The sequence below is a fragment of the Bacillus tuaregi genome (assembly GCF_900104575.1).
GTDB classification, from domain to species: Bacteria; Bacillota; Bacilli; order Bacillales; family Cytobacillaceae; genus Bacillus_BD; species Bacillus_BD tuaregi.
Genome location: NZ_LT629731.1, coordinates 2,162,315 through 2,188,484, shown reverse-complemented (window position 1 = coordinate 2,188,484; position 26,170 = coordinate 2,162,315). Strand labels below are relative to the sequence as shown.

The following is a 26,170-nucleotide window of genomic DNA, read 5'->3' as shown; positions in this document are numbered from 1 at the left end:
TCTTAAATGACGGTTTCCCCTATTGATAAAACCTTCAATTGCGCCACTGGTAGCTGGCTTTTTTTCCATTCGCGCAGTAAACGCTCTAAGGCTTCGGGCCCTGTGTCATCTGCCAATCGATAAGCACCATAATGCATTGGAATGAACTGCTTCGCTTTCAGTTCAATAAATGCCTTCACACTACCTTCAGGAGTGATATGCGAGTCTTTCATAAACCATTCCGGTTCATAGGCACCAATTGGCATAAATACGATATCAATCATAAAGCGTTCAGCTATTTCTTTAAAACCTGAGAAATAGCCTGTATCCCCCACAAAATAATACGTTTTACTGGTTGTTTGAAATATCCACCCACCCCAGTGGGAGGTATTCATATCGAAAAGGGATCTTCTAGTCCAATGCTGAGCCGGGACAAAGTGAATGTGGATCCCTCCGTATTCTAGCGATTCCCACCAGCACATTTCTCTTACCTTTTGATACCCTTTTTTTATAAAAAGCGATTTCATCCCAATGGGAACAAAATAGCACGGATTTCCTTTTAGCTTTTTCAACGTTGGAAAATCAAGATGGTCATAATGACCATGTGAAATGACCACGACATCGATTTCTGGTAAATCCTCTAACGGAATGCCAGGTTCCGTTAATCGCTTCTGAAAACCCATTCACTTCGCCAATACCGGATCAGTCAGTATATTAAGTCCATCCAATTGAAGCAAAAAGGTAGAATGTCCAATCCAGGTATAAGAAGTTTGGCTTCTATTTTCCTTTATTTCTTGGATCCTTTTGTTCGAACATTGCGGGATATTTTCCGTTGTATTCTTCACTTTACTTCGTCTTTCCTTCTGCCACTTACGCATATCCCGAAACGTTTTCTTATTCGACACACCATTCAAATTACGATATCTTGTCCTCATCATCACCTTTGGGACAGAGGTCACTTTTGTCCCAGTCCTTTCTCTTTCATTCTCATTTTATTTCTAGTGATTATTTTTTACACTGTAAACTATTTTTAGTAAAGGGTGCCAGGCACCCTTTAAGGGAGTCTCAATCCTACAATTTAGGTCGTAGAAATATCCTTACCGTCCTGGCGTCTCAATCTGATGTATAGACGTGTTTAAATACCCATTGTTTGAAAGATTGATAGTCTTGTTCTTGTAAGGGCTTCGGGTAAGACATTAATACAATTGGAACCGCGCTTTGCCCTTTTGCAAGTGCAGGTTGATTGTATCCCCACTGACTAAGGATCATGCCATTTCGTTCATAAAAATTGGCTCGTCTTTTTTCGATTTCCCCCTCAGGGGTTTCGATTTCAAGCACAATCGGTTTGGTGTGCTGCTTAAGAAATGCTTGGAGTAGTTTCGAACCTAAGCCGCCATCACGAAAGCTTGCTTTAACGGCAAAATGCTCGATGAAGATAAAATCGGGTCCTTCCCAAGTAGCAAAAATAGCTGCTAGCTCATAATCTTTTTCATAAGTGTGTATTTGATAGTGAGGATGAGAAAGTAATGCACGTTGTGTTTGGTATGGCCTATATTCATCTAGAGGAAAAGACTCTTCAATTAATTGATAAAAATCATCGAACTGTTCTTCTTGTAAAAACGTTAGCATAGGATTCTCCTTACTGACTTGCTATTTTGTTAATGTCTAAAAACACCAGGGTACCTCCATAATTTGGATGGTGCCTGTCATCTCCTTTTATTTTCAAACACAGTGAAATCAACATTCTTTCATAAGGGAACAAAAAAGTTAAGCGATATAGATTGAAATTAATCGATAGATTGCGATACTTAATCCTAGAATACTTGCTTTCATTTTTGCCGGATGATATCTCTCATTGAGAAACAGATATAAGATAACCATGATAAATCCCAAGGGTATCCATATTTCAAAAATTCCATCATCAGTACTTTGAGAATAGATTGGTGATATGTAGGTGCTAATTAGAAAATAAAAGAAAACGGTAAAACGTCGTGCTTCTAATTGCTTGCTCCACCTGATTAAAATGAAAATAATGATTATTGCTGCCATTGTAATCGGCAAAGGAGGAAGTACAAGCACACCGTTCCCCATTTCAAATTCCATTTTCATTCCCCTCCTTTCTTATAGTCTATCATTTATTTGGGTTTTCTTTTGTTTATATTTCAAGATCATGAAAACGGCCATACTCCTTTTCGAAGTATGGCACACTTTATTTTAGTAGCTGATTAGCTTTATTTTCTATTTTGAATCCTAGACTACTGCTAGCGTAGTTGGAGTATTGGCTTTATCTTCCGGTGAACTTTTTCGCTAGTTACGTATGTTGGCTGACCATTGACCTCCACCTTGATTACAGGTGAAAGAACCACTGGCATTTCTCCCTTGAATTCTACCGGTATACTGGCAGTTATTTCCGTCGCTGCTGTTTCTGCGAAGAATCCGGACATTATTGCCATCCTGTTCCATCGTCAAGACAGCTGTAACTGGCGCAGCTCCTTGTCTAGTCCACCTACCATCAAAGGTATTACTGTTCCCTCTTCGGTTCCAGACAGCTCTCCATGCACCTTCTTGAACCTCCCATCGTCTTCCCAAGTCCGGAGCTTGCGGACCTCTTTGGATGGTGGCACTCCATGAGCCACCTCCACGATCACAAACATTGGTCCCTGTCACACGATTCCCTTCTATTTTACCGACATATTGACAATTATTCCCGTCACTGCTGTTACGACGTGAAATACAAACAAAGTTATCCTGTACTTGCATTCTCAACACAGCCGTAATCGGCGTTGCACCCGGTCGCGTCCATCGTCCATCAAATACATTACTATTCCCTCTCCGGGTCCAAACCGCTCTCCAGCCACCTTCTTCAACCTCCCAACGAGTGCCTAAGTTAACAGGCTGACGCATAGAGTGCTCAAGGGACTCATCAAAATAATGCTGTGCATTAGGATGAACCATTTCTGCCGGTTGATATGGATTTACATGATAATACGGATTACCATAATAATTGGGCTCCCCATAATAATACATACCGTTACCTCCTTGAAAAAGATAAATTCTATGTGCTTCCTAACCATATATATGTTTAAGAAAATAAAAGGTACAAACGAAGTAAGGGTAATGGTACAAAATGGGATTAGTTGAAAATCAAATTCGCCCGTCGAATTTGAAGATAATCGTATTTTGCCACTTATTTTTTTAAAGGATAATAGGGTTTCTCAACAGGAAGCTGTATGTTGGATATCATTTTGTTCACGGCACTAAAAAGTGCTTTAACAGATGAGGTCATAATATCATCGTCCATCCCGCAGCCCCAATTGACCGTACCATCCTTTGCCGTAATCCCCACATAAGATACTGCTTTCGATCCTGAGCCTATCTCAAGTGCATGCTGTTTATAAACCAAATCTGTATAGTCGATACCCAGTTTGGTTTGGATTGCGTTGCTAATCGCATCAAGTCTACCATTTCCCACACCTTTTAATTCAAGTTCTTCATTATTCATCCGAATCGATACAAGCGTTTCATAATGACCATTTTGAGTAGATTGGTAACGAATAAATTCGACAGGACTATGAAGATTCACATACTCTTTCATGAAAATGTCATAAATATCATTCGGCATCAGTTCCTTGTGCTGATGGTCTGAAACATTCTTCACACTATATCCAAAGCTTTCACGCATTTCGATAGGGAGATCGATGCCATATTTTTGCTGAAGGATATAACCGATCCCACCCTTTCCGGATTGACTGTTAATTCGGATGATATCCCCCTCGTATTCTCTTCCAATGTCCATCGGATCAATTAATAGATATGGTACCGTCCAATACTGACGCTCCTCTTCCTCGCGCCATTTCATCCCTTTGGCAATGGCGTCTTGATGGGAACCTGAGAAGGCGGTAAAGACAAGTTCACCGCCATATGGGTGTCTTTCGTGAACCTTCATTCTGGTTAATCTTTCATATTTAGAAATAATAGCAGGGATATTTTCAAAATGAAGCTTTGGATCTACCCCGTGTGAGAACATATTTAACGCGAGCGTGACAATGTCCACATTTCCTGTTCTTTCTCCATTTCCAAATAAGGTTCCTTCAACTCTTTGCGCACCGGCAAGCATTCCTAGCTCAGCATCTGCTACGCCCGTTCCTCTGTCATTGTGTGGATGAAGGGAAAGGATAACATGTTCGCGGTAGCTTAGATGATCACTCATATACTCAATTTGACTTGCGTAAACATGAGGCATCGACATGGATACCGTAGCTGGTAGATTGATAATGACCTTGTTATCAGCTGTTGGCTGCCAAATATCCAGTACCTTGTTGCAAATTTCAAGTGCAAACTCCATTTCGGTACCCGTGAAGCTTTCCGGTGAATACTGAAATTGGAACTGCCCTTCCGTTTCAGCAGCATATTTCTTGAGCATTTTTGCACCTGCTACAGCAATATCAATAATTTCTTCCTTCGATTTTCTAAATACTTGTTCGCGCTGTGCCACAGATGTGGAATTATACAAATGCACGACTGCTTTTTTTGCACCCTGTAACGCTTCAAAGGTTTTCTTGATAATATGTTCTCTTGACTGTGTTAACACTTGAATGGTGACATCATCCGGAATCAAATTTTCATCTATTAACTTACGTAAAAAAGCGTATTCGGTTTCCGATGCAGCCGGAAATCCCACTTCTATTTCCTTGAAACCCACTTGCAAAAGCATTTGAAAATACTCTAGCTTCTCCTCCAAATTCATCGGGACAACCAAGGCTTGATTTCCATCACGAAGGTCGACACTACACCAGGTGGGCGCTTCTGTAATATATTGCTTCTCTGTCCATTTCAAGCTTTTCACTGGGGGCATATCGTAACCTCTAGAGTATTTATTCACATTTTTCATTCTAACTCCCACCTTTTCATAGACTTTTGTTCATTTTGATAAATAAAAAAGCCCCGTCTCTATAAAAATATAGAGACGAGGCTTTGCTCGCGGTACCACTCTATTTGATCAATCATGATTTGATTCACCCACTTATTTTCGGTGGCCATCACCACCTATCCTCATAACGGTAGAAAACCGACATCCCCTACTGATTCAGTTCAAGGAGTAGCTCTTGGATGAGTTCAAAGGCTATAACTGCCGATTCTCACCAACCATCGGCTCTCTGAAAAGCTTATAAATCCTTTTACTATTTCCAATCTTCGCTTGTTATCTATTGAATTAAATACAATAATAATATCTCCAAACTTGAGTGTCAATCCTGAATTTAGCGAAAGTTTAGATTAATAAATCCATATCGCTTTTTTCCTTTTAACACTAGAGCATGGCTTCATTTCCTAAAATTATCCTTCTGCTTCTGTTCTTCTAAATTCTTTCGTATCTGCCACTCATTCGTCCACTCATTCGTTGTTCACCCTGTCAACTCAACCTTTTATGTAACCTCTGTTGAATCTCCCTCTTTTTTTGCTTTTCTAAGAATATCCTAACCGAATAGGTAAATACTACTACTTCAAGACTTCGCGTTCTTGCACAAAAAGGGGGTGAGTACATGAAGAGATTTATTATTCTCATGCATTTGATTTCAGGTACCTTTGCAGCTTCCTTCGTTTTATACTTTGTTAGGAAAAACTCACTTGAGCATAGAAATATTCTCACATCTGTTCTAGGAACACAGCTTCTATCATGGCTATTTCTTTTTACAACCTATAGGATGGAAAAAGCGAAATCCTAGAGATTTCGCTTTTTATGTCATTTAAACACACTGTATAATAATTAAAATGATAACATTATCCGCTTCTTTTCACACATTGCCGTAACGTTTGCTTGATCTAATGAGTCCGTATCATTTTGATTTAGAAGCTTATCACGAGCTGGATTCATTGAAATATACTTGACTAGGGACGAACTGTCAATCAGTTTTTTTGTGTATTTAACACATAATGTTTTTAGTTAATAATTGGGTTATTTAAATGTCAGGTACCTGGCACCTGACATTTAATAATAAACTATTAGCTAGGGTTCAGATGACTAGTTTTAACTTCATTCAGCAGAAGTCCTCCACTTCTACAAGTGGGGGATGAATGCAAACTGTACTTCGATTCAGTGGGGGTTCAAACCCCGGCTGAATCGAAGTTAAGCCTCCGGCGGATGTCACGGATTTTTTTAAAGGTAGTTTATCGAGCGAGCTCAGGTAATCCGGACGCAAATTCGACGGGCGAATTTGATTTTTTCACTAGGAAATAATGTATAGTTAAAATCGTTTATGTTGTGTTGGAGTATTTATTCCTCCCCAACTTCCTTTAGCAACTGATTTATTATTTTGTTGGATATCCGAATTTTGTTCGAAACTAGTTATTCTATTAAAAACGATACTAGCACCAATTTCCTTAGCTTCTACAATAACTTCATAGGGCTAGTATTACATATTGCTTTCATTTTGTTTGCCATCTTCTTTTAAAATAAATTCAATGGTTTCATCATCTTGCTTTTTATGTTCTTCTGTATACACTGCCCAATGAATATTATGGTCAATTAACATTTGGATAAAATCTGATAAGCTTTTACCACAAAGTTCAGCTGCTCGTGCCAGTGTTAGTTTTCTTGCGGTAAATAAATACATGGCTAATGATAAATTAACATCCTCATCAACTGAATTTGCATTTTTCCCTTGCAAAAAAGGTAAGAATTCGGGATTGATTTCAACCTTTGCTTTTGATTCCTCCATTGCCAATGGTATCATTCCTCTCTAATTCATTATTTTGATTATAACATTAATAAGCAAATACTCCGTATCCGCCCCTAAAAATAGGCGCTATTACTCTTCCCGGAAAGCTCACTTTAATTTAAAAAGGAACCTTACATCATATCCTTCACCATTCCTTAGACCTAATGTATAAGAGACAATGAACCTGCCCCTTTGTCCCATTAGTACCCCAACTGTTCTGATATTAATTGGCCATAGTTCTTAAGTGCCGGAACAATTCGTTGAATATGACCATTTGACAATAAATTTGTAGGTTTTGTGACACTAAGAGACACAATTACACGATTATCATCATCGAAAACAGGGATTGCCACCGCACTTATCATTTCCCTGTATTCACCATGTGAAATACTATATCCCTGTTTTCTTATATTAATTAAATCATTCCACAAATCCTCAGATGAAGTAATGGTATGTCTGGTTATGGCTTTAAGAGGCTGATTGATATAACAGGCGATTTCCTCATCTTCTTGAAAAGCTAATAATGCTTTTCCAGCAGCTGTACAATGAGATGGTACTCTTTTCCCCATTGTATGTGAATGAACGTTAAAATGGGCCTACAATTGTGCAAGCCCATTTTTCTGTTTAGGTTAACATATATAACTAGCCTTTTTTTGTTTGAGTATCTATACCAAAATCATCTCCCCTATCAGAATTTATTTTCCATTCCCCTTATACCCTAAAGTAACTATAGTTTTTCGGTCGAGAATGCCGTTTTGTACGCTCTAAATTTTTAGAGAGATGTACGAATTAGCAGCAAAAATCATACGGATGTAATGGCGGTTTAGCCGGAAAACTCCATGTTGGTGTAAAGGCTGCATCCTTCCAATGCCAAGCACCTAATGCCGCTGCACAGGCATCGATCGAATGGCTTTGTTCAGCGACTGATAATGGTATACCAAGAAGCTGTTGCAGCTCGAACCAACCTAGCAGCAGATTTCTCACTTTCACATCCTGCTTATAGGTTAAAACATAATCGAAATCTATTGCAGACAACCTTGAGCCAATCACTGATCCAGGATGCACTTCAACGATGGAAATCGGGTGTGGCGATGATTTGACCTGTGCTGCAATTTCCCTGCTGAGCTTGATGCCTCTCAAGGTTAAATAGACCATCCGATTGAGTGTCGGCGGCATAATCGACCCGGGCTTCATCCCGATTCCAACAATAAATTTCCTCAATGCCCGATCGGACTCCCTGTCCCCGCCTCCATCTTCATAGGACAATGGGGCATCGATGCCGATTATGACTTCACCAAGCTGGGCTTGGTCTGAAATCTCTTTCAAAATCTCTTCATCACTCAGATGACTTCTACTTTTTACAAATTGTAATTGGCCCTTTTGCCCTTCAAACACCGCAAGTGCTGTATCCTTGTGATTACTCGGACCCGATAAATCGATTCCCATGACTCTCATTTTATCCTTCTTTCTTTGCCTTAGTATAAACTAGTTTTGACTACGATTTTTATTCCTCAATAATTCCATATCCTTCTGGTGCTGGAATCCCATGTTCCGCAGAACGACTGACGGATTCCCACTCTTTCCATGTAGATATACGTTTTTCTGCATTTTCAACAGCTAAATCATATACAAGGCTTCCCAGAATCAATCGGAGAGGCGGATTCTCACTATTAACCAATTTTATTATCGCTTCGGCGGCTAACTTAGGATCACTATCCACCGGTTCGTTTGAATATTGTTGAGCCAACTTTTCACGTAATGAACCATACTCTTTTTTCTGTGCAGTCATACTCATTTTCAAGTATAGATTCGTCCAGTAACCTCCAGGTTCTACGATAGATACTTTTATACCAAAATGTGCAGCTTCTTGTGCTAAAGCCTCGCTAAATCCTTCTAAAGCAAATTTGCTAGCGCTATAGATTCCCGACATTGGACCAGTAATTAGCCCACCAATACTAGAAATCTGGATAATATGTCCTGATTCTTGTGCCCGCAAGTACGGCATAACTGCTTGACTAACCCATACTGTACCGAAGAAGTTCGTTTCCATTTGACGTCTAACTTCCTCCTCACTAAATTCTTCAATCATTCCCATGACCATATTTCCTGCATTGTTAATAACAATATCGAGCCTTCCAAAATGTTTAATGGCCGTTTCCACTGTAGTCGATACAGCACTTCTATCCGTAACATCAAGACATAATGGAAGTAACATTCCTTCAAATTGGCATTTTAACTCATTCAGTTTTTCAATATTTCTAGCAACACCAACAACCTGATCTCCCGATTCTAATGCTTTTTTTGTGAATTCGTATCCTAGTCCACTGCTTGCACCTGTAATAAACCACACACGTGTATTTTCATTGTTATTAAATGTCATAAAAAAATCTCCTCCATTAAAAGGGAATATTGGTTTCATTCAATCCCTATTTTTTATAAAAAAACAAAAATAAAAAGCACAGGCAATCTGCCAATGCTCTAAATATTGAAATATAATATTTCAACAGGATTTATCCGAATGTTAGTACCACAAATATGACATCCAATTCATAGATGTATCCTTGTATACGATGTGTCACGGGAAATCTCCCTAAAAAATAAAAAGAGGAAGATTTATCTCCCTCTTTTTACTATAACCGTATAATAAAGGTTTCCTATAAGAAGACAGATTTATCCTATTACTCTGAGCATAAGCAGAGCCTTTGAACGTATGAAATTAACGGTTCAAAGTTAGGATATCAATCATTAGGAAGCCTCCATTCATTAAAGTTAATTCAATTATACCAAATGGTCTTGTTTTGTTAAATAGCTATATGGATTATATACCTTCTTTTTTGAAACATCAGGCCGGATCTTGCGTTTTATTGACAGTTACTTCGATTAAAGCGCCCGATTGTTGAATAAATGTTTTACAATTTTTGCATAGTGTTATTAATGAAGGGAGTCGTATTGTATAAAGCAAAAAAACTACAACCACTTTATAAATTGGGTATTGTCTTACCTTCTCTTAATAGTTCTAAAAATACGTTTAATGCTTTAGTCTGGAATGGGGATCGTAAAACCACTGAAAATTTCCGTAGAATTGGGAGTTGTTTTACGTTTATGATATTTAATGTGCCCATTGAACATTCCTTACGAATCGCCCAGTGAGAAAGTATACTAATACCAAGACCTGCTTCTACCGATTCCTTAATTAATTGTGTGCTTCCAAACTCTAATGTATTCTTCGGAATCATTCCACATAATCTGAACATTTCCTCAGTTACTTCTCTAGTTCCAGATCCATTTTCTCTGACAATCCACGTTTCTTCCTCTAATTCTGATATGCTAATTTCGCCATTTTTTTGAGCTAATCTATGTTTTGGTGAAGTCACAAGATACATGGAATCTTCTGCAAACGGTTCAATTACTAAATGTTTATCTTTTAATTCCCCTTCTACAATTCCCACATCTAATTGGTTTCCCAAAACCAAGTTTGCTACTTCCTTTGTGTTCCCAATCGTAATGGTTGGAATAATCATTGGGTATTTCTTATGCATTTTTGCAATAACATATGGCAAAACATATTCCCCAAATGTATAACTGGCACCAATTGAAAGAGGTCCACTCGTCTTGTTGGTTAGATCATCTATTAAGTAATGCATTTTTGTATAGAGACCTAATATCTCCTTCGCGTGATGATAGACAATTTCCCCAGCTTTATTTAAGCGTACAAATTTATTACTGCGCTCCAACAATTTTGTCCCCATAGTACGTTCAATAGATTGAATATATTGACTTACTGCAGGTTGAGTCATATGTAATTCTTCTGCCGCACGTGAAAAGTTCTCCATCTCTACTACTGTTACAAAGACATGTAACTGTTGATTCATTTTTATCAACCCTTTTTCAGTTTACTTTTATTATATTGTTTTACTTATGATAACTATAATAAATTATTATTTTTCTTATAGCTAGAAAAGGTATAGTCTGAGTTAAAGGCGGTGTAGAGATGGAAGCAGAATACTCTAGAATAAATAAAGAACCTATCCAATCTCCCAAAAAAACCTCATCTTTTGGGAAATGGATTGGTGGAATTGGCTTTACTTTTTTGATCGCTTTACTGGGCTACTTATTGGCAAAAACACCTGGATTTAATCAAGTTGGCCAGTTAGCATCCGCGATTATGATCTCAGTCTTGTATCGGCAATTTTTTGGTTACCCTGAATCCCTTCGCTTAGGTATAGTATTTTCTTCGAAAAGATTATTACGCTTTGCGATTATTTTATATGGACTCAAGCTCAATATAGGTACGGTTTTACAGGATGGCTTAGGATTATTTGTACGAGATACCGGGGTTATTATCTTTGCTATCGTAGTGACAGTATGGCTAGCTCGAATGTTGAAAGCAGATAAAAATATCTCTCTTCTTCTTGGAGTAGGGACAGGTGTGTGTGGTGCAGCAGCCATTGCTGCAGTAGCACCGATTATAAAATCAAAGGATGAAGATACCGCCATAGCTGTTGGGATCATTGCATTAGTCGGGACAATTTTTGCAATTACTTATACGATATTACGACCTTTCTTACCGATATCAGAGATAGATTATGGTATTTGGTCAGGAATTAGCTTACATGAAATTGCTCACGTAGCCTTAGCTGCAGCACCAGGAGGGCAAGATGCGCTAGCCATTGGATTGCTTGCAAAATTAGGCAGAGTATTTCTGCTAGTTCCACTGTGCTTTCTTTTCATGTACATTATGAAAAGAAAAGGCTTTGGAGACAAAAGTTCAGATACGAAGGTTGAATTTCCATGGTTTTTAATTGGGTTCATTATTATGAGCATTATTGGAAGTTATGTAATTGGTACAACTATTCCAGTATCAATTGACTTTATAAATGGCATCTCTGAGCTTACCGCATGGTGTTTAACAGCAGCAATGGTCGGACTCGGATTAAATGTAAGTCTAGGAGAACTCCGCACTAAAGCATTAAAACCGTTAATCGCGATGGGGGTTACATCTATCTTGCTATCCATTTTAGCCTATTTTATTGTATAAATAAGGATAGGTTATTATAGTAAACTGAAAGTTACTTGAATATCTTAGGGCCTTGATTCCTTCCTACTGATCCATTCGCTTATTCAAGAATCTGGCCCGATTACGGAATATTTATTTATCGAAAACCAATCAAATTTGTATAACCTTTTTGATTCAAAATAATATCTTTTTACTCTTTGACATCTAGAAAGTATGAAATAGTAAACAGTCTGTCATTCACTAGTACACTTTTGAGATTCAGTGGTAAAAACAATGATCAAATTCGCTCGTCGAATTTGATTGATTGCTGTTTTTGTGAAAAAAATCCCATCATGAAACGAAAATAAAGCAACAGGCATTTACATAGGTTAGTAAGGATGACGTACGGTAAAATAAGGGAAATGAACGAAAACTTGTTGATGAGCGAGGTGAATGGAATGGTCTTCCTAGATAAAGATCATGACCCGCGTATAAATGAAGCTTTAATTAAGCAATTTTTAAAGGATGCTCCTAAGACTAAAGAAGGTTTGGATAACGGGGATAAACTGTTTAACAGCTTTAGTCCAAAACCCGTTCCCATAGCCGTTGAAAAAAGGAACAGTGTCCGCCGTTTTCTTAAAAAGCTGGTGTCAGGCACTGCTCATATGGTTCTTCCTTCCTTTGAAAAAGACAGCAACAAAACATATGATACGTTATTCGATGAACAGGGCCGTGCCTATCCTGAGTGGTTGAGTCTTTTACATGAAGAGTATCAAAAGCTCTTAACATCCGTTACTCGAGAAGTGAATGTCATGGAATTTGGAGCCGTGGGCGATGGGAAAACGGATGATACAGAAGCTTTTAATAAAGCGATTGGACGCGGGCGGGTTAAGGTCAAGATACCAGCAGGCTGCTTTATCACAAAAGGGATAAGACTCCCCTCCTGGACCATTCTTGTCGGAGAAGGAAAAGGCAAAACAATAATCAAGCTTCATGATGAGGCGCCAAAAGGAACTCGGCTGATAACCAACCGTCATCACCGAAGAGGAAATCGCAATATTTATGTGGAAGGAATGAGCCTAGATTGGAACGTGGAAAGATTAGGCAACGCGGAGAAAACCGCGACTTGGGGAAACCATTCGAGCTGCCTGACTTACGCCCACGTTATCTACGGCTGGGTGAAAAATGTGGAAGGAATCAATCCTGGCCTGCATTGCTTCGATGTTTCATCCACTCTTTACGATTATTCAGGTGATGGCTTTCGTGCACGGGGAGGCAGCAAATACATTTGGCTCGATCAATTAAATGGATATGGTTTTGGGGATGATGGCATCACCACTCATCACAGCGACTATATTTTTATTACTAATTCGCATATGTGTGACCCGAGCGGAAGAGCTCATCAAAAGGGGTTTTCAAACTCCAACGGAATCGAAGTGGATGATGGTTCCCGATTTGTTTGGCTGGTCAATAACTCCTCAGCCAGATGCTTTGGAGGGGTGGAAATTAAAGCCCACCATAATTCCTCAGCCGCTTCTGACGTGCAAATATTTGGCCATCTTTCTGTCCATGATAATCGTTCCTTTAACTTTCGCCATATTGGTCATCATAAGAGCACGGATTCTGAATCCAAAACGGCCTTTAACATTAGAGCCTCCAATTTAGTAGCGATTCGGCCTGTCTTTACCTCGTTGTATGCGGGCTCTACCCCGAGAGGAATGGTCGTTTCCGCTTATCGGAATGTAGTGATTGATAACTTTATTCTGATTGGCGATCCGGATTATGATTATGAGAATAACCCCATCATTGCTGTTCAGTACCGGGCCAGGAATGTAACGTTAAATAACATTACCCTTTCCAATTTTAAAAAGGCTGGTGCAGATATCAAGCTATTTGGCGGCGATCATCGTGCCGATCATATTGCTCTTCAAAATATTACGATGGTAAATTCCTCACTGGAAGGTATCCAGGTTGGTAAGGATATCGAGAATATTCATTTGAAAAATATAAAGATCATTCAGCACGATAAAATGCCTAAAATTAAAATTTCACCAAAAAATCTTTAATGGCAACAGAAGCATCACAGCAGTTAGAATGTGAAGTGGTAGCAGCCATATTCTTTTCATCGTTGTCATTTTTACTAAATCACTTCCATTCTTTTTAATTTAAGGTATTTCATCCTCATTTATAAATTCATATTCTACTGTGTAGCTACCTTTAGCGAGTACTTTTAAGAATGTGCCTTGATCGAGTCTAATACTGGTGCTGAATACCACTTGTTTAGTCTTTCCGCTTTCGGTGACACCCTGCTCCTTATATTTATATCTTCTGTTATCATCTGCAGGTTCACCTTGAACCTCAACATATACATATTCCTGTTCAATCAATGGATTAAAACGATCGAATGGCTCGGGAAATAAAAGGTATATACTAGCAATAACAACTACAACTATACAAGAAATTAAGATCATCTTTTTCATAACTTTTCTTCCTTTCTATAAAGCATTTGTGACGATGCTTTTGTAATACCGAATGGTAATCATGGTAAACATCAAATAGATGACAATATACGCTGCCATACTAATGATGATTGGGGTGAGCATGCTTGCGGCGATGAGAACAGAACCTACGTTAAGAGCAAAAGCAGCGTGAATTAACCCAATTCCCAGAGGAATCAAATAAACAAAGAGCTGCTTACGAATGATGCCTTTCATAATATCGTTTACTTGAAATCCGAGCTGTCGCAGTGTCCGATAATGAGTTTTTTCTTGTTCAGCCTCTGTCATTTGTTTAAAGTACAAAATACTTCCAGTTGAAAGGAGAAACACAAAGCCTAAAAAGCCGGCGATGAAAATGAGGAGCCCAAAGGTTTGACGTGATTCCTCGTATGCGGAATAAAAGTCAGTGATATACTGGTCTTTGTCCACATTCGTTAGAAAGATGTCAGAGGCGGTATTTGCTTTCTCCGTATCCAATAAGTGAAACACATCAAAGGTCAAAAATTCTTTGTACTCATTCTCCTGAATGCTGTCTCTCATTCTCTTGAAGGTTTCTTCAGAAACAAGTATTTGTTCGCCATAGAATGTGTAATTCATCACGTTTTCAAGCTTATACTTGGAGACGGTTAATCGATTTGCTTCATCGTTTGATGCGTACTCTAAGTCTTTTGGATACGAATGATCCTTTCCTTCTATAATGGCTCGCGTATTATGATAGATTGCTTCACCATTTTTGGGACTCTCTACATCTAATCCAGCCTGTGCCATTTGCTCTGCAGAGAAAAGCATATATGATCTGTGACGATTGTCTACATTTGAATCCTGCTCCACCCATGCGCCATTAAATCGGATGGCATCTAGCTGATAATGATCGAATTCAATCTGCTCCTCTTCTAACCTACTTGATATGGTAGCGGCTTCCTCCTGCATATTTTCCACTGCAAAATCAAAAGGCATCGCCAATCTCACATCGTTTTCGGTTGAAAAATATAAGGAATAGGAAAGTGAAACCATCGTAATCGTCATGGCAGATAATACAGTGATTATGGTTAACGAATTGGCATGACCTTTCATTCTGTGCATTAATGATGCTACCGACAGACTATTATACAAGCCGAGATTTCCATTTTTCTTTTTTCGAAAAACATATAGGATCCAGCTTATGGTCGTATGGAAGACTAAATAGGTTCCGAGTATGGTACTGGCGAGAACGAATAACATCAGAAACAGCAGCAAGTCTGCATTGTCTACAATCAAGGTAGATACATAATAGCCAAACCCTATTAGACTTAAGCCAGCTATCCCTAAAATGCCAGAAACGATGCTTGGACGTTTGACAAAGGTATCATTTTGCTTGTTTGCTTGAAACAATTGTAGTAGTGTACTTCGATAAACCATCACGATAATTTGTAAGACTGTGACAGCCTGTAAGCAAGTAAAAACAGCAATGGTTTGGATGACTGCTTGGCTTGAGAAGGTTAAGCCAAGCATCGCTTCAAGACCGATCAGGCTCATAAACAGGATAAGAAAGAGTCGTGAGAGCATAGCACCAACGATTAGGCCGATAAGTAAAGCGCCTAGACCAAGAATCGTGTGTTCTAGGATCAGGACCCGAGCGACCCAAGCCTTAGACAAGCCAATGAGTTGATACAATCCGATTTCTTGACTTCGTCTTCTAATAAAGATGCTCGTAGCGTATATCGTAAATACAATGGTAATGAAAATGAGTAATAATCCAGCGACTTGAAAGGCCGTAGAGAAGAGCGTGCTATCATTAGCCATAGTTATAATAGTTCGGTCATTTTGCAGGGTAGCAAAGATAAAATACAAACTAATGCTGAAAATCATCGCGAAAAAATAGAGATAATACATTTTAATGTTTTTTCGCATACTACGAATCAATAATTTCTGTGTGTTCATCCTTGACTGCCTCCTCCAAGAACAGCTTGCATATCTAGAATGTCCTTAAAAAATGCTTCTCTTGTTTTTTCTCCCCGGTACAATTCAGAGAAAATCCGACCATCCTTTAAGAACACGACACGGTTACAATAACTAGAGGCTAACGGATCATGAGTGACCATGACAATGGTGACTTGTCGGGCTTGGTTAATCTCATATAAATTTTCTAATAAATTGGAGGCAGCTTTGGAATCGAGGGCACCTGTAGGCTCATCAGCAAAAACGAGCGAGGGCGAATGAATTAACGCTCGGGCTGCAGAAGTACGTTGCTTTTGGCCACCTGAAATTTCAGAAGGGTACTTATCAGCTAATTCCGTGATTCCTAACATTTCTGCAATGGCATAAAACTCCGATTCAGCTTGATCATTACTTATTTTTGTTAAAGAAACAGGTAACAATATGTTCTCTTTTACCGTTAATGTATCAAGCAAATTGTAATCCTGAAAAATAAAGCCTAGATGCTGACGGCGAATGTTGGAAAGTTGATTATCCTTCATTTTTGATATCTCATGATCATGGATCAAAATGCGTCCATCAGTAACACGATCAATCGTGGCTAACGTATTAAGAAGCGTCGTCTTACCAGAGCCTGAAGGTCCCATAATGCCAACAAACTCACCTTCTGTTACACGAAAATCGATTCCTTTTAAAACGTGTTGAGCATTTCCCTTTGAACCATAGGTTTTATTTACACCTTCAGCATTTAAAACGGTTTTTGGTGTCTTTTGATTTTTCATCCCATACACTCCAATCAAGTAATTCTATACACAGTGTAATTCTTTTGTCGCTCCAGGTCGCAAGCTTTTGGTGATAATATGAAGGCTAATGTGATATTTTTGTCACCTTGGCAAATAAAAAGCAGTTAGGCTTTACATATCCTAACTACTTCATTCATGGCTATTTTGCATTATTGATCGTCTGATACGTTCAAAGGAATTATCACTAGAGAATATCATCGAAATAGAGGTTCCTTCGCCAACGGCTGAAGCAACCTCAAGTCGAATACGTAACTTCTTGCTTATTTCTTTTGCCAGATAAAGTCCCATTCCAGTGGCTGAGTGCTGAACCCTCCCATTTTCTCCAGTAAAGCCTTTATCAAATATTCGTGGCAGGTCATGTGCTTGAATGCCTGGTCCATCATCTTTAATGGTGAGGCTGACAGATTCATCCTCATGTAAACTCACGTGAATGACGATTGTTCCATTCGTAGGACTATATTTAATGGAGTTGGTTAAAAGCTGTCGGATGACAAACCCGCACCACTTTTTATCCGTGTAAACGGTAGCGGTCGTGTTTCCCGTTACATCAACGTCTAAATTTTTATCCATACACCATGTTGATAGCTCACGAATTTCTTCTTTTAGCAAAGCGTTCACTTCCAGCTTTTCTGGCAGTAAGTCTGAGTCAAGGGTCGCTAAACGTGAAATGTAAAGTTGTCGGTCAATTAATAAGTGTACCTTAAGCCAAGAGGTATGAAGCCTTTGCGCTAACTCATTCGAACGGTGAGTGTCAATGGCTATCTTCATCGCTGTAAGGGGTGTTTTCATTTCATGAACCCATGATGCAAGTTCATTATGGTCCATTTGTTGAAAGTATTGATCCTCACGACGTTTGCTTTGCTCATACTCATGAATGGTTTGTAAAAGTGTAAACACAATACGGTCCGGATAACGGCTATGAGGAAAAGGAATGCGTTCAAACCAGTCATCGCCCAGATCGTTAAATAGAGTAAGCAGGGATTTATAATAGGAGGTTTCTTTTTTGTATCTCAAAATAAAAAAAACCACACAGATGGTTAGAAATAATCCATTTAAATAAACGATTGAGTAAGGCTCCACACTAATGCCCACATCAAATAGGATTAAAGCGTTGGTAAGTAGAAGGAGTAACATAATTAGGCCAATCCAACTCTTTTTATAAACGAGATAAGCGATAAACAATTTGGAACCTCCTATAGTGTAACGGCCATATACCCGAGCCCTTTTTTCGTCACAATCCCATTGGATAAATTAAGAGCAGAGAGCTTTTGTCGTAACCTTGTGACGTTGGCTGTAAGCGTATTATCATTAATAAATTGATCATCGTCCCAAAGCATTTTCATTAATTCATGACGCGAGATAATTTCATTATTGGATTTGACTAGTGCCGTAAGAATAAAAAATTCATTTTTTGTTAGTTCAATGGTTTCCCCGTCCTTATAAATACCGCCACGTTTTAAGTCAATAATGGCTTGATTCCATTCAATGACTTCGGAGGATACTTCTTCATATGTATAGGTTCGACGAAGAATCGCCTGAATCTTGGCGAGAAGGACATCCATATGGAATGGTTTCTGAACGTAATCGTCCGCCCCAAGGTTCATGGCCATCACCATATCCATCGGATGATCTCTTGATGAAAGAAAAATAATAGGAACTTTGGACACTGCACGTATTTCTCTACACCAATGAAACCCATCAAACTTAGGAAGCTGTATATCAATCATAACTAAGTGAGGCCGATGCGCTATAAAGTCTTCCATTACATGCGAAAAATCACTTGGACTACTTACCTCATATGACCACTGGCTTAGTCCTTCATTTAATGCTTCTAAGATCAGGGAGTCGTCTTCAATAATAAAGATGTTCATATTCATTGGGGGTCCTCCTTCCTCTATACTTATCTATTCTAAACGATTCATGATTAGAAAACTATTGGTTCTTCCAAAACAGCGGGACGGTGCGGGCCACTGAAAAAGTCTGTTTCGAGAAAAACAAGATCACTTTACCTACATTATGTAGAACAAACGCTTATTTCACTTACTATATCTAGTAGAAGATCTAAGGTTAGTTTTCAAAATCGGTACTTTATCAGTAGTTTCGTACCGTCCCGGCGTTTCGTTACTTGGAAGGTTTGTGTGGAACATTCCTATGAAACAAGATTATTCGAGGAGTCCCTGTGACTTTTCTTAATGACAAGGATTTCTCAAGTTGATAAATATGTTATATCATCATAATATAAGGAGGCTTATGAGAATGGATACAATAATTTTTGATGTCGATGATACATTATATGATCAAGCACAATCTTTTCATAGAACGGTGAAGAAGCTTTTTCAAGAGCCATTGTCAGATGAAGAAATCAATCAATTATATCAAGCTAGTCGTAAGTATAGCGAGATTTTATTTGATCAAAGTGAAGCAGGTGAAATAACCCCATTTGAATGGCAAACCGGACGAATTAAAGCTGCCTGTAAGGATTTTAACATCCCAATCGATACGGAAAAAGCGACTATTTTTCATGAAACGTATGTGACCGAACAAAAGAACATCACCTTGTTTCCGGAAGTCGAAGAACTACTAAATGTACTTTACAAGGAAGGAAAACAGCTTGGGATTCTTACAAATGGGGAAGAAAAGCATCAAGCGATGAAAATTAAACAGCTCCACCTTAGTCGTTGGATTCCGGCCGAGATGACGTTTATTTCTGGTACGATTGGTCATGCAAAACCGAAGAGAGAAGTTTTTGATTTTATCGAACAAAAGCTGGACCTTGACCAAACGAAAACCGTGTATATCGGGGATCATTTTGAAAAAGATATCATCGGGGCAAAACAAGCAGGCTGGCAAGCGATTTGGATGAATCATCGTAAGAAAGATTTACCTTCTCATGCTACCTATAAACCAGATAAAGAAGTACATAGTGCCAAGGAGTTATTAGACTTATTTAAGAAAAAGGCTTAGGTCGTTATGATAGGAATCAGCGATTGTTATCCTGGTTCCTATTTAGTTTTTTAGAGAGGGTACATTCTAAATATAACTAGACGCTTTTCTCTTCACGGAAAGCGCCCGATCGTTGAATAATTAGAAGCATTTACCAGATTTTTGACGATTGTTCATTCTTCTAATGGCTTCTATATCTTTACTATCTATTTTATTTTTTGCCTCATGATATTTTAAAGTACTGAATGATGGAAACATCTATTGATAAATAATTACTATAAAAAATCAAATTCGACGGGCGTATTTGATCATCATATGTGGAAATAGGTATATATAATTAATGATTTGCGCCCGTTTACAATATATCGTTATTGAAGTAAAGCATTTGTAGTGGTGTGCCTCCAATGTTTACCATTTTCAATATTGTAACATATATATATAATAACCCTATCTCTGGTCTATAAGATAGGGCCATCTATGATATTTACCTCTAGGAGAACTAGCTTGTCCCGCGTTTGCAAACCGGGAAATCCTGTATGGTGTCTGTACCTTTCAGAATTCTAGAAGGCATCTGCCACCCATTATTTTCCGCAGCATTTTTTATATTTTTTCCCACTACCGCATGGACAGGGGTCATTCCGTCCAATTTTCTGATTGCTTGGGAAATGGATGATATTCCCATTGCTTGGGATGGATCTCAAAAGCTTTTTCTCTTCTACAAATAATTCAGCAGGCGAGTGACCTTTTAGAAACCATTCTCTAGTATTATTAATAAGCTCTATGAGAACCTCCATTATTGCAGAAATCGCTTCTAAATTAGAAAATTCCACTCTCGAAGTAAGGTATTGGAGGATATCCTGTGGCCGCTCTCCCATTTTGGCCGCCATCGCACATTCTGCAGCTATTTCCTCGGCTTCTTTCCTTGTCATCTGATAATTTTTCAATAAAAAATGAACGAAATGGTTAAAGACTGCGTTCCTTTCGATAAAATCCGGTACTCCCGCTTTTATGAGCTGCTCCTTCGAAAATGGATAATAAGCTAAATCTTTCCGTTGTTCCACTTCAAGTAATACTTTATTGGGATCAAATACCCGGTAGTAAGACCAGTGCTTGTCCCCTATTCGAAACTCTTGATAGTAAGACTGTGCATGATACATTACTTTTAAGTAATCTAAAAGTCTCAAAGGTTTACGCAAATAACTTTCTATCATTTCCTCCATTTGTCCTAATGTAAGAACCCCATAATAATACAGCATTCCTTGAGTCAACTTAATCCATTCTGTGTTCCGTGCAATAATTGCTTTTAGTTCGGAATCATTGTGAAAAGCAGATAGAGCAGTCATAATTTCCTGTGGCATCACATGAACTTTTTTCCCTTCCAACCTTCCGGAAAAAACAACACCAGACCTAGCAAAATAGTCCAATTGGTGTTCTTCTAAAAATGTATCACTACAATAGCCACCCTGATTAACCAATTTCATTAATAAACGAAAACGCTCTTGATCTTGCATTTTTATCGTTTCGATTAACAGTGCAGGGATTTTTTCCTCTAATACCAAAATTAACTCTGCTTTTTTTAAACTGCTTGCCCTTTTTATCTCTAACTGTTTACGAATGGCATCTAAATCATCCTTTGTTAATCGGTTAAGAGCCTCCTTTAATGATAGAGTGCTCTCAATGGGCTTCCACCTTTTTGCCTCTTGCCGCTTTAAGGTATCTTCCTTTAATTTTTCCATTGCCTCAATTAATACCGTTAAGTCCGGCTCGTTGTTCATATTGTTTCACATCCCTTTTACCTCTTGTTGAATTATTTTCAGTCAAAACAATGAGTACTGTATTTATCAATGAGTCATATACGTTACAAATTTTCACTTTAATAAGAAGTAATGAAACGATGGTTCTCAAGTCCCTTTTTATTCGATTCATACTTGCTACATCTTTTTATAACAGAAATTCATCAGTCTGGGTATAAATAATTTGAAAGAATTAACTTTTTTGCTAGAAAAAATAATAATCGGCTATGGTGGCACCTTCCAAATGATAAGCCCATATGACTTTTTTATTTAGAAGCTTTCTACGAGCTGGATTAATTGTATTATTTTATTCTTGGGACGAGCTGTTAATCAATTGGCTTGTGTATTTAGTACAGTGCCCGATTGTGGAAGATCGTTTTTCAATTAAAACCTTTGAAATTTAATAACAGAAGGTTTTACGAATATTCTTCTTTCAAAATCGCAAATACCTTAGTATCTCGGAATTCTCCTTTAATGAATTCATTCTTTCTAAAAGTACCCTCGTACTGCATACCACCCTTTAGCATTAATTTCTCTGAACCATAATTATTAATGTCACAACCACCCTCAATTCGATTTAACCCAATCACATCAAAACCAAATCGAATTAATTCATTAATGCTTCTGTTGCCAGTCCTTTTCCCCAGTATGCTTTGTTCATTACGTAGCCAATTTCTGCTTTGCGATGACGATTAGACCAATCAATAAAAGCACAATTGCCAATAACTTTATCATTTTCTTTAAAGACAATTGCCCAATCAACAGACTGACCTTCTTCGTGTCGTTTCGTTACAACTTTAATAAATTTATTTAATGTATCCTCTTTGGTTTGATTAACTTCCCAAGTCATAGAATCTGTTATTTGTGAGTCAGAAAAAATCTCAAATAAGTCGTCCACATCATCTAACTCTATCTTTCTTAATAAAAGACGTTCTGTTTCAAGTACAGGTATTGGTTTAAAAAAATTCTCGATTTCCATCAATGTTCCTCTTTTGCATTTCTCCATGAATTTAATGAATAAAACAGCAGAACCCATCCCAACGTTTCAAGTCCTTATGAATGTTGATTTAGTTGCTTATTACGAGCTGGATTTTCTGTACTATTCTATCATTGGGACGAGCAGTTAATAAATTTATTGTGTATTTAGCACATAATGTTATTAGTCTCAATAATGTGAATGATGGTTATTTATAATCCTTCTTCCTTTATACAAAACGAACTTTTTTTATGACAAGGAAAGGTCACCTTCCAATTTAAGAACTTGTAAAAGGGGGCTGGCATTATACAGCCCTATATGGCCCTTTAAATACCTCACGAATATGCCAGCCAAGAAATTTGTCATTTGGTATATAATAAGATTGAATGGGTTTTCTGATAAATTGACCGTGATATTTCATCACCCATTCCTCAAATCCTATATTTCCGTTGGCATATTCAGATACTAGGAAACGTCTCTCATTATTAATTGTAAAAATACCCATATCAAATAGCTTGTGATGGAGAGAACATAGAGCAATACCATTTTTTTCAATATCTGGACCACCCGCTTGATGCCCTTAATATGTGCAGCCTCATATGGATTGTCCCTGTGACAATTTAAAATAAGTTCCACAAAAAAGAGCGTTTATCCTTCTTGGATCAACACTCTCCTTAATAGAAAATCAATTTTTGCAGATTCGAAAAAAGGCTTTCTATACCTAGTAATGGTCTAGCAAATTGGATATTTTACCTTTTAAGAGGGGTAACTCTTTTTCAACCACTTTCCATACAATTCCGTTATCTACCCCAAAATAATCATATATTAGAACATCGCTTAATCCCGCCATTTCACGCCACGGTACATGGGGGTGTTGGTTTCGAAAGTCTTTTGATACTCGCTTAGTTGCTTCTCCTACAATTTCTAAATTACGAATGACCGCATCTTGAATTAATTTTGAACTAAAAAAATCATTTTCGCCATTCGGAATGTATGATTCAATATTCTCTATGCACTCCAAAATATGAAGTAAATAGATTTTGTCATTCTTCATAATTGAATGGCTCCGTTTAACACATCTTCTTTCAAACTCCAATGAATTGCATTTTCTGTTACAACATCAACTTTAATATTAAGTAGATCTTCGAGCTCTTGTTTAAAGCGAATCAAATCAAACAAGCTTCTGCCTTTCTCAAATTCTACAAGTAAATCAAGATCACTTTCAGGTCCATCTTCATGCCTTGCAACAGAACCAAAAATCCTTACACTTTGAATACCATGATCATCTGCTACTTTCAAAATTAATTCACGCTTTTCCTGAAGAATATCATATAACATAACGAATCCCTCACATTCTTCATTAATCTTAAAGACATTATAACATGTCTTGAAAAATGTCTGTAACTAATTAATAATCATTCAACTCCATATGAGGAAACACGTATTTGCTTTTTGAAGATAAGCGACCGATTATGTAATAGAGACACCGGGACAAAACCGTCCCCGCGTTTTTCTTGAAGCACATTGTATTGGTGTGCCTCCAACGTTTACCATTTTCAATATTGTAACATAATCGTATTATAGCTCTCTCCACTTATAATAGAAGAGCAACCAGTTAATTTACTTAATAACCTTCTGCCTTTGAAGAACATTATTGAAAACAAATTAAAATAAGCCTAGAACCATAGAGTCAGGTCTAATATATCTCTAAATATTTTTAAAATAAAAATAACCCTATCTCTGTTCTATGAGATAGGGCTGCCTACGATATTTAACTTCATTCAGCAGAAGTCCTCCACTTCTACAAGTGGGGGATGAATGCAAACTGTACTTCGATTCAGTGGGGGTTCAAACCCCGGCTGAATGAAGTTAAGCCTCCGGCGGATGTCACGGATTTTTTTAAAGGTAGTTTATCGAGCGAGCTCGATAAAAATCCGGACGCAAATTCGACGGGCGAATTTGATCTCTGGGACAACAACGTCCCTATGTCCCTATCTCTCTGGTCAATAAGAGCAGGGTTTACTTCGAATTCTCTTCCATTATATACTTTTTGGACAACGGCCCTTCCTCTGGCATTTAATATTTCACCAAAGCGAATTGATTTCAATTTTTTCATTACAGTTCGGACATTTGGCACGCAAATTCTTTCCGCTACCATTGGCATCAAGTATACATTTCTACAATTCTATTGGCAATAATTTGTCCTTTTGATGAGCATTTCTACATTCTAGAAATGCTGATTCTTAGGTATTTTTTATTTATAAACGAAAAAGGCAGTCCCTACCACATTCTTAGTAGAACTGCCCTCTTATTTAATAAAGAAGATTCATAATCTCTCCTAAATAACATAACTACACTATTAAATCATTACTCTAACTATAAATAGAGCCAATCTCCCAAACATCTTACGAATCCACTCTAACTAACTGCTTCGCTTTCAATTGCTCAAACAATTTCTCAACTGTCCCTACTCCAACATTTTCATATTTGGCCAGGATAACCAATTCCTTCGGTAGCTGTCCGACGGTTTCAATTTGGTCGTCTTGTAGCTGTCGAAGCAGATTGGGAATCCCTGCAAACTCTTCTGGGGTGAGCGGGAGTTTGGCCAATTCCTCAGTGACGATAATGTAATCGGATTTGTAAAATAAGAAGAGCTCTCCCGGACGCTCTAAGGTCAGCTTTCTGCGGATTTTTTCTTCTTCAATAAAAATGGCCAATTCTTCAAAAAAGAGTTCATCATTTTTATCACTAAATCGTTTTACATGCTGGTTCAAGCCTTCCAAATGGTTTGGCAGCTCACTCATAATCCGTGCCTGCTGCTCCGCACCTAGTCTAATTAAATAAGTAACAGATTTAGCAAATCGTTGCGGCAAAAGAAAAGCATCTCGTAGAAAGTAAGGAATTTCTAGTGTTTGATTTTTAAATTCAAGTGTACGAATGGTCGTAAAGCCTGGAAGCTCTTCTTTAACCGTTGCTCCCTCTGGTGTTGTTTCTGGTTCTTCTTTTTCGGGAGGTTTTTCACCTTGCTCGAGTGACTCTTTAAGAAGCTTTTCTAATACTTTTAATCTCGTTTCAAGTTCTGTATTTTCATAGAAATGGTTACTTCGTGGTGATGGATCTTGATAAGCCGGGACAGTAAAATCGACTGGACCATAGACTTCTACATACCACTTAACAATTTTATACACAGCTTCCCAAGATAAGAGAGCTTCAGAATACCGGAACATGCGAACGTCGTGTGAGGCTTGATTCCCAATTTGACGGACATAATGCAGTGCATCACGGATGTCAGAAGTTAAATAACCATTGCTATTAAGAAGATCAATGCGCTCCTTCAGGTTGGACCGAGGTTCTTCTTCAATCCTTTCCGCTTGAATCACCTGTTGTAGAATATTCTCCACAAAAACTCTTGCATGTGTCAGCATCGTACGAGGGCTAGAATATATACTGTTTTCAAGTTCACGTGCAACAAAGGCAAGCTCCTTTGAAATCGGTTCTAGGAACTGGTAAAAATAAGTTGATTGATTCATCATCTAGTACTCCCCTTGAAAG

The 26,170-nt window shown here is 38.1% G+C and carries 23 protein-coding genes, 2 pseudogenes and 1 other annotated feature; of the genes and pseudogenes, 4 read left to right on the top strand and 21 right to left on the bottom strand.

Annotated elements, in window-relative coordinates; translation table 11 throughout:
* Positions 1 to 2: 2 nt before the first annotated feature.
* The 5 genes and pseudogenes from BQ5321_RS12765 to BQ5321_RS12745 form a co-directional block, all read right to left on the bottom strand.
* Positions 3 to 914: pseudogene (locus BQ5321_RS12765) on the bottom strand (MBL fold metallo-hydrolase).
* Between the two features lie 178 nt (positions 915 to 1,092).
* Positions 1,093 to 1,608 carry a GNAT family N-acetyltransferase gene (locus BQ5321_RS12760; RefSeq protein ID WP_071394847.1) on the bottom strand — a complete coding sequence of 172 codons (516 nt, stop codon included), beginning with the start codon at positions 1,606 to 1,608 and terminating at the stop codon, positions 1,093 to 1,095.
* Positions 1,609 to 1,746: 138 nt separating this feature from the next.
* Positions 1,747 to 2,082 (bottom strand): hypothetical protein, encoded by a 336-nt coding sequence (locus BQ5321_RS12755; protein WP_071394846.1) that lies wholly within the window; start codon positions 2,080 to 2,082, stop codon positions 1,747 to 1,749.
* A 204-nt stretch (positions 2,083 to 2,286) separates the two neighbouring features.
* Positions 2,287 to 3,006, bottom strand: a complete 720-nt coding sequence (locus tag BQ5321_RS12750) for a hypothetical protein (protein WP_071394845.1) — start codon at positions 3,004 to 3,006, stop codon at positions 2,287 to 2,289.
* Between the two features lie 160 nt (positions 3,007 to 3,166).
* Entirely contained in the window at positions 3,167 to 4,870 is a 1,704-nt protein-coding gene (locus BQ5321_RS12745; protein WP_071394844.1) for a 2-isopropylmalate synthase, read from the bottom strand.
* Positions 4,871 to 4,938: 68 nt separating this feature from the next.
* Positions 4,939 to 5,182, bottom strand: a binding site (T-box leader).
* Between the two features lie 337 nt (positions 5,183 to 5,519).
* Here BQ5321_RS12745 and BQ5321_RS12740 point away from each other — a divergent pair.
* Positions 5,520 to 5,702 (top strand): hypothetical protein, encoded by a 183-nt coding sequence (locus tag BQ5321_RS12740; protein WP_071394843.1) that lies wholly within the window; start codon positions 5,520 to 5,522, stop codon positions 5,700 to 5,702.
* Positions 5,703 to 6,389: 687 nt separating this feature from the next.
* On the opposite strand, the gene BQ5321_RS12735 is transcribed toward BQ5321_RS12740, so the two are convergent.
* The 5 genes from BQ5321_RS12735 to BQ5321_RS12715 all read right to left on the bottom strand — a co-directional run bounded on the left by BQ5321_RS12735 (position 6,390) and on the right by BQ5321_RS12715 (position 10,567).
* Complete coding sequence (locus BQ5321_RS12735) at positions 6,390 to 6,695, bottom strand: UPF0175 family protein (protein WP_071396898.1); 306 nt, start codon at positions 6,693 to 6,695, stop codon at positions 6,390 to 6,392.
* 200 nt (positions 6,696 to 6,895) lie between these two features.
* Complete coding sequence (locus tag BQ5321_RS12730; RefSeq protein ID WP_071394842.1) at positions 6,896 to 7,264, bottom strand: IclR family transcriptional regulator; 369 nt, start codon at positions 7,262 to 7,264, stop codon at positions 6,896 to 6,898.
* 220 nt (positions 7,265 to 7,484) lie between these two features.
* Positions 7,485 to 8,150, bottom strand: coding sequence for a DUF429 domain-containing protein (locus BQ5321_RS12725; protein ID WP_071394841.1), 666 nt, complete (start codon positions 8,148 to 8,150; stop codon positions 7,485 to 7,487).
* A 49-nt stretch (positions 8,151 to 8,199) separates the two neighbouring features.
* Positions 8,200 to 9,075, bottom strand: a complete 876-nt coding sequence (locus BQ5321_RS12720) for an SDR family oxidoreductase (RefSeq protein ID WP_071394840.1) — start codon at positions 9,073 to 9,075, stop codon at positions 8,200 to 8,202.
* 598 nt (positions 9,076 to 9,673) lie between these two features.
* Positions 9,674 to 10,567 (bottom strand): LysR family transcriptional regulator, encoded by an 894-nt coding sequence (locus tag BQ5321_RS12715; RefSeq protein WP_071394839.1) that lies wholly within the window; start codon positions 10,565 to 10,567, stop codon positions 9,674 to 9,676.
* A 119-nt stretch (positions 10,568 to 10,686) separates the two neighbouring features.
* On the opposite strand from BQ5321_RS12715, the gene BQ5321_RS12710 reads away from it, so the two are divergent.
* Both BQ5321_RS12710 and BQ5321_RS12705 read left to right on the top strand, forming a co-directional pair.
* Entirely contained in the window at positions 10,687 to 11,733 is a 1,047-nt protein-coding gene (locus BQ5321_RS12710) for a YeiH family protein (RefSeq protein WP_071394838.1), read from the top strand.
* A gap of 356 nt (positions 11,734 to 12,089) precedes the next feature.
* On the top strand, positions 12,090 to 13,757 hold the full coding sequence (locus BQ5321_RS12705) for a glycosyl hydrolase family 28-related protein (protein ID WP_390622163.1): 1,668 nt from the start codon (positions 12,090 to 12,092) through the stop codon (positions 13,755 to 13,757).
* Between the two features lie 99 nt (positions 13,758 to 13,856).
* On the opposite strand, the gene BQ5321_RS12700 is transcribed toward BQ5321_RS12705, so the two are convergent.
* The 5 genes from BQ5321_RS12700 to BQ5321_RS12680 all read right to left on the bottom strand — a co-directional run bounded on the left by BQ5321_RS12700 (position 13,857) and on the right by BQ5321_RS12680 (position 18,783).
* Positions 13,857 to 14,171, bottom strand: coding sequence for a YxeA family protein (locus BQ5321_RS12700; protein ID WP_071394836.1), 315 nt, complete (start codon positions 14,169 to 14,171; stop codon positions 13,857 to 13,859).
* Between the two features lie 15 nt (positions 14,172 to 14,186).
* Positions 14,187 to 16,109: an ABC transporter permease gene (locus BQ5321_RS12695; RefSeq protein WP_071394835.1), complete on the bottom strand. Its 1,923-nt coding sequence runs from the start codon at positions 16,107 to 16,109 to the stop codon at positions 14,187 to 14,189.
* Entirely contained in the window at positions 16,106 to 16,885 is a 780-nt protein-coding gene (locus BQ5321_RS12690; RefSeq protein ID WP_071394834.1) for an ABC transporter ATP-binding protein, read from the bottom strand. Before BQ5321_RS12690 ends, BQ5321_RS12695 begins: the two co-directional genes overlap by 4 nt.
* A 150-nt stretch (positions 16,886 to 17,035) precedes the next feature.
* Positions 17,036 to 18,088 carry a sensor histidine kinase gene (locus BQ5321_RS12685; protein ID WP_071394833.1) on the bottom strand — a complete coding sequence of 351 codons (1,053 nt, stop codon included), beginning with the start codon at positions 18,086 to 18,088 and terminating at the stop codon, positions 17,036 to 17,038.
* Between the two features lie 11 nt (positions 18,089 to 18,099).
* Positions 18,100 to 18,783, bottom strand: coding sequence for a response regulator transcription factor (locus BQ5321_RS12680; RefSeq protein WP_071394832.1), 684 nt, complete (start codon positions 18,781 to 18,783; stop codon positions 18,100 to 18,102).
* A gap of 379 nt (positions 18,784 to 19,162) precedes the next feature.
* On the opposite strand from BQ5321_RS12680, the gene BQ5321_RS12675 reads away from it, so the two are divergent.
* Positions 19,163 to 19,870 carry an HAD family hydrolase gene (locus BQ5321_RS12675; RefSeq protein WP_071394831.1) on the top strand — a complete coding sequence of 236 codons (708 nt, stop codon included), beginning with the start codon at positions 19,163 to 19,165 and terminating at the stop codon, positions 19,868 to 19,870.
* Between the two features lie 560 nt (positions 19,871 to 20,430).
* Here the strand turns inward: BQ5321_RS12675 and BQ5321_RS12670 are convergent.
* From BQ5321_RS12670 to BQ5321_RS12645, 6 genes and pseudogenes are all read right to left on the bottom strand, one after another.
* Positions 20,431 to 21,624, bottom strand: a complete 1,194-nt coding sequence (locus BQ5321_RS12670) for a YecA family protein (protein ID WP_084786771.1) — start codon at positions 21,622 to 21,624, stop codon at positions 20,431 to 20,433.
* Positions 21,625 to 22,249: 625 nt separating this feature from the next.
* Positions 22,250 to 22,621, bottom strand: a complete 372-nt coding sequence (locus BQ5321_RS24680; protein WP_234978401.1) for a GNAT family N-acetyltransferase — start codon at positions 22,619 to 22,621, stop codon at positions 22,250 to 22,252.
* A 301-nt stretch (positions 22,622 to 22,922) separates the two neighbouring features.
* Positions 22,923 to 23,215: pseudogene (locus tag BQ5321_RS23755) on the bottom strand (HNH endonuclease); the annotation flags it as partial.
* A 124-nt stretch (positions 23,216 to 23,339) separates the two neighbouring features.
* Positions 23,340 to 23,672, bottom strand: a complete 333-nt coding sequence (locus BQ5321_RS12660; RefSeq protein WP_071394830.1) for a HepT-like ribonuclease domain-containing protein — start codon at positions 23,670 to 23,672, stop codon at positions 23,340 to 23,342.
* Positions 23,669 to 23,956 (bottom strand): nucleotidyltransferase family protein, encoded by a 288-nt coding sequence (locus BQ5321_RS12655; RefSeq protein WP_071394829.1) that lies wholly within the window; start codon positions 23,954 to 23,956, stop codon positions 23,669 to 23,671. The genes BQ5321_RS12660 and BQ5321_RS12655 overlap by 4 nt, the downstream gene beginning before the upstream one ends.
* 1,067 nt (positions 23,957 to 25,023) lie before the next feature.
* Positions 25,024 to 26,151, bottom strand: coding sequence for a DUF4145 domain-containing protein (locus tag BQ5321_RS12645; protein ID WP_234978400.1), 1,128 nt, complete (start codon positions 26,149 to 26,151; stop codon positions 25,024 to 25,026).
* Between the last annotated feature and the right edge of the window lie 19 nt (positions 26,152 to 26,170).